The sequence below is a fragment of the Saccharomonospora iraqiensis subsp. iraqiensis genome (assembly GCF_000430445.1).
In the GTDB taxonomy this organism is placed as follows: domain Bacteria; phylum Actinomycetota; class Actinomycetes; order Mycobacteriales; family Pseudonocardiaceae; genus Saccharomonospora; species Saccharomonospora iraqiensis.
Genome location: NZ_KE387092.1, coordinates 26,972 through 32,045, shown reverse-complemented (window position 1 = coordinate 32,045; position 5,074 = coordinate 26,972). Strand labels below are relative to the sequence as shown.

The 5,074-nt window shown below is 73.2% G+C and carries 2 protein-coding genes and 1 pseudogene; 2 read left to right on the top strand and 1 reads right to left on the bottom strand.

All coding sequences use genetic code 11. The annotated features are described in order from the left end of the window. Together ACTIR_RS23185 and ACTIR_RS0113035 are read left to right on the top strand one after the other, a co-directional pair. A partial coding sequence (locus tag ACTIR_RS23185) for an FtsK/SpoIIIE domain-containing protein (protein WP_034239852.1) occupies positions 1-2,466 on the top strand: 2,466 nt, incomplete at its 5' end. Then, positions 2,459-2,824 carry a hypothetical protein gene (locus tag ACTIR_RS0113035; RefSeq protein ID WP_026454617.1) on the top strand — a complete coding sequence of 122 codons (366 nt, stop codon included), beginning with the start codon at positions 2,459-2,461 and terminating at the stop codon, positions 2,822-2,824. The genes ACTIR_RS23185 and ACTIR_RS0113035, both read left to right, overlap by 8 nt. Positions 2,825-3,274: 450 nt before the next feature. Here the strand turns inward: ACTIR_RS0113035 and ACTIR_RS23180 are convergent. Then, positions 3,275-5,064: pseudogene (locus ACTIR_RS23180) on the bottom strand (endonuclease/exonuclease/phosphatase family protein). Positions 5,065-5,074: the final 10 nt, after the last annotated feature.

Sequence of the window (5,074 nt, the reverse complement as noted above, 5' to 3'; positions counted from 1 at the left end):
GCGGCGCCCGGGCCCGCGGGCAGGCCGCCCGGCGAGTGGCTGGGCCGGACCGGGTACTCCGACGGCAGCACCGTGCCCGGGTTGTGGCGGATCGGCTCGGCGACCGTGACCGGCTCCGCCCCCCTCGCCGGACCCGGTGCGGACCCCGTGGCGGTGCGGGAGGAGACGTTCGACGTCGCCGTGCCGCTGCTCGACGAGTCGCACCTGGCGATCACGTCCGCGCCCGGGACCCGCAGCACCGTGGACGCGGTGGTGGAGAACCTGCTGATGCGGGTGCTGTCCACGTTCGTCCCCGGCGCGGTCCGGGTGGACCTGCTGGACCTCGGTCAGCTCACCACCGTGCTGCCGAACTTCTACGCCCTGACCCGCACCAGCGCGGTCACCGTGCACGACCCGACCCGGCTGGAGGAGCTGCTCGACGAACTGGCCGGACAGATCCGCCGCACCAACGCCCGGACGATGCAGGCGGGATACCCCTCGCTGCGGGCACAGCGCGAGGCCACCGGCCGGCGCACCGAGCCGTGGCGGGTGGTCGTGCTCTACGGCAACGGCGAGGACCTGCCACCCGAGCAGCTGCGCGACCTCAAACGGATCGCGGGCGGGGCGCTCGCGGCGGGCATCTCGCTGATCCTCGTCGACGTGCCCACCGTGCTCGGCGGGGCGGTGGAGACGATCAGCCTGCTCGACGAGCGGCGCGCGATCACGTCGATGACCGGCACCGACGTCCCCGTCGACCTCGACCCGGCGCTGCCCGCCGGGGGTGTGGCGACGGCGACCTCCCGCATCGCCGACTCGCTCATCGCCCGGCAGGGCGGACCCCGGTCGTTCACCGACCTGCTGCCCACCGAGTTCGGCAGGCACAACTCGGCGGCCGAACTGCGCGCGCCGGTCGGCTTCCACGAGGGCGAGCCGGTGGAGGTCGTCATCGGCGACACCACCCCGCACGCACTGATCGGCGGCCCGAGCGGGTCGGGCAAGACGAACTTCCTCTACGCCCTGCTCGGCAGCCTCGCCGCGCGGTACTCGCCGGACGAGCTGGCGCTGTACCTGCTGGACTTCAAGGAGGGCGTGTCGTTCGCCGGGCTCGCCCCGGGCCGCAAGGACGAGAGCTGGCTGCCGCACGCCCGGCTGGTCGGGGTGAACGTGAACACCGACCGCGAGTTCGGCCTGGCCCTGCTGCGGTACCTGTCCGACGAGATGCGCAGGCGCTCGGCCGCGGCCAAGGAGTTCGAGGTCACCAACCTCGCCGAGCTCCGCGAACAGGACCCGGACGGGCACTGGCCCCGCATCGTCGCGGTGATCGACGAGTTCCAGTACCTGTTCGCCGAACGCGACAGCGTCACCGGGATGGCCACCGCGCTGCTGGAGGACCTCGCGCGGCGCGGCCGGTCGCAGGGCATCCACCTGATCCTGGCCAGCCAGGACATTGCCGGGATCGAGGCGTTCTGGGGCAAACCCGCCGTGTTCGAGCAGTGCACCCTGCGGGTGGCGATGCCGAAGGCGCGCCGGGTGCTCGCCGAGGCGAACCAGGCGGCCGTGTCGGCCCCGCGCTGGCACGCCGTGATCAACCACGACTCCGGCATCGCGCACGGCAACGCCCTCGCCCACATCCCGGACGCCAGCGCCCGGGGTGTGTTCCCCACGTTGCAACGCCAGCTCTGGCAGCGGTACGGGACGCAGGGCCGCCCCCGGCTGTTCGACGGTGCGATCGCGCCCCGGCTCGACGACTCCCCGGCCTTCGCCGCGCTGACCCGCACCGACCGGCCGCGCGCCGTGGTGGGCCAGGCGATCGCGGTGTCCGACGACGCCCACGCCGTCGAACTGGCCGACGCGCCGGGCCGCAACCTCGCCGTGCTCGGCACCACCCGTCGGGACGCCCTGTCCATCCTGGACGCGGCCACCCGGTCGTTGTCCCGGCAGTTCGGCCCGGGTGACGTCGAGTTCGTGCTCAGCTGCGCGGTGCCGGCCTGTGTGCCCGAGGTGACGCGGCTGGGCGAGGCCCTGGTCGCCGACGGGCACAAGGCGCGGGTGGTGGCACCCGACGATCTCGGTGCCGCACTGGCCGACCTGTCGGGCAGCCTGTCCGACGCCGACACCGCGCGCTTCGTCGTCCTCTACGGTGTCGACGCGGTGCTGCCCGCGCTGGAGCGCAAGGAGCCGGGCACGAGCAGTGGGCTGGACCACCTGCGCACGGTCCTCAAGCAGGGCCCCGTGCGGGGCACGCACGTGCTCGGCTGGTGGCGCGGGGTGTCCCGGCTCAAGGACACCCTCGGCTTCGGCGGCACCGACGACATCGGCGCGTGGGTGGCGCTGGACGTGCAGGGCAACGAACTCGCCCCGTTCTGCGCCGGGCAGGTGGTGCACTGGTCACCGCGGCCCGGCCGGGCGTTGTTCTTCGACCGCACCACGCACGCGAGCCCCGAGGTCACCATCCCGTTCCACGCGGAGGAGGCCGACGATGCCTGACGAGCCGGATGCGGCCGTGCGGTACAAGGAGATCATGGGCCTGGCCCGCAGGGCGGCCGAGGATCTGCGCTCCTGGGAGCGGACCCGCGCCCGGGAGCTCGACGCGGAGATCCGCGCCGCCGAACAGCGCGTCGAGAAGGCGACCGAGCGCGAACGCACGGCGGCCGAGCGCGCGTACCACTTCTGGCGGATGGCCTGTGACGAGATCTCGCGGCTGTCCTGGCTGGAACCGGGCCCGGACCCCGAACCGGCGTCCTCGGCACACAAGGACCACCTCGACCGCTACGCCGAGGACATCCGCACGGCCTACCAGGAACTCACCCGCTCCGTCGTCGACCTCGGCTGGCGCGCCCGCTGACCCGCCCCCACAGCCCGGCGAGTCGCCACCCCAGGCCCGCGAGTCGCCACTTCCTGCCCGCGAGTTGACACCCCAGGCCCGCGAGTCGCCGCTTCCTGCCCGCGAGTTGACACCCCAGGCCCGCAAACCGACGCCACAGGCCCGCGAACCGGCATCCCACGTCCGGACGGTCGCCACGAACGTCCGTGAACCACGTCGAACCTCGTGCACAGATCCCGCAAGACCGCGGCGAGGCTCCTCGCGCCCGGTGGGCGCTGATCGCCGGGAGGCACGAGCCGGCGACTAGCCGACCTGAGGCGGCAACTCGTCGGCCTGGGGCGGCAACTCGCGGGCCTGAGACGGCGACTCGCCGGCCTGAGCCGGCAACTCGCGGGCAGGAAGTGGCGACTCGCGGGGCCTGAGGTGGCAACTCGCCGGGCTGGAGTGGGGACTCGCGGGGGTGGAATGGGGTCACCTCGGGGTGAGGCGGGTGATCTGGGGGTCGTGGTCGCTGGCCCGGTCGGCGAACTCGGCGTTGATGTGCACCACGTCGTAGTCCACACGGTGCGGGGCCGACGAGACGAGGATGTGGTCCAGCACCTGGGAGCGGCCCTCGTAGATGTAGCTGTAGCGCTGCCCGGGCGGGAGGGTCTCCACCAGCGCCTCCAGTGCGCCGCCCTCGGTGAGGGTGTGCAGGGTCGGGGAGAACTGGAAGTCGTTCAGATCCCCCGCCACGACCACGTTGGCCCGCGGGTCGACCGCGAGCAGGTCGTCGACGAAGCCGCGCACCACCTCGGCCTGGCGCACCCGCTGCTGCTCGGAGTACCGCGTCGGTGGCTGGAACCGGCCGTGTACCGGCTGGTCACCGCCCTTGGAGGCGAAGTGGTTGGCCAGCACGAACACCGTCCGGCCCCGGAACCGGAACTCGCCCGCCAACGGCTTGCGGCTGTCCGCCCAGGCCCGGTCACCGGGGTCGATGCGGCCCGGTGAGACGGACAGCGCCGCGCCGCCGCGGTCACGCTCCACCGCCACGGGGGTCGTGGCGTCCCCGCCGGGGCGGTCCACGAACGACACCCGCCGCGGGTCGAACAGGAAGCCGACGCGGATGTTGCCGCCCGGCTGCCCGCCGTCGGCACCGTCCACCGGGTCGATCTGCCGCCACTCGTAGCGCGGTCCCCCCGCCGCCTCGATGGCGTCGGTGAACCGGGTCAGCGTCTCCCGGGCCGACACGACGCCGTCGTCGACGCCGGTCGGCCCGTTGTCGTCCTGGATCTCCTCCAGCGTGACGATGTCCGGGGAGCGGAGATTGTGCACGATGCCGTGGGCCAGCTCGTCGAACCTCGCCTGCGCGTCGACGGCCGAGAGGTTCTCCACGTTGTACGTCGCCACGGACAGTTCCCCGGGCCGCTGCGCGCGGGTGACCTCGCGGTCCAGCCCGTTGTCGGTGACCTCGCCGAGGACGTTCGCCATGAGCGTGTAGCCGCCGAAGCGGTCGTAGGCCAGCGGGCCCGCCGTCCGTCCGCCGAGCGTGTCCCCCGTGTTCGCCTCCGGGAAAGGGCGTTCACCGAACGGGATCAGCGACTCGATCTTGAGGACACCGGTGTTCGACCGGTCGTAACCGAGGTTCACCGTGCCGCCCCGTGCGGTCGGGTGCTGCTCCGGTTTCGTGGTCGCGTACAGCTCGTGGTAATCGGTGCTCGGCCCGACCAGGCGCACGTCGCGCACCGACACTAGCTCACCCTCGTGCGCCTCCCAGAATCGAGGGCGTACTTGTCCGGCCGCAGGGGCGCCCGCTCGATCGACCCGCCCGGCTCGGCGGTGCGCTCCTCCGGGACCGTGTCCGGCCCGATCTCCAGCGCCGCGGGCACCTCCCCACCACGGGCGGAGACCGTCCACGTGGCGTCGACCAGTTCCGTGGCGGACTGGAAGTCCGACGTGGCCGGATCGTCCGGGTAGTACTCCTCGACCGTGCCGGTCACCCGGACACGGTCTCCGGGGGACAGGTCCGGGTCGGCCGCACCGGTGAACACGAACAGCCCCTCGCTGGTGCGCGGATCGTCGTCCGGATCGGGGTCCTGCATCCAGAATCCGCGCGCGGAGCCGAACGTGCGCGTCGCCGTCACGACACCGGGCACGGCGACCCGCTCGCCCTCCAGCGGGGAGAGCCGGGTGGTGCCCTGCACCTCGTGGATCCGGGTGCGCACGACGCCGGAGGCGGGCGACTCCCCCGCGCCGTGCCCCGTCGCCGCCCCGGCGGTCACCGGACCGGCC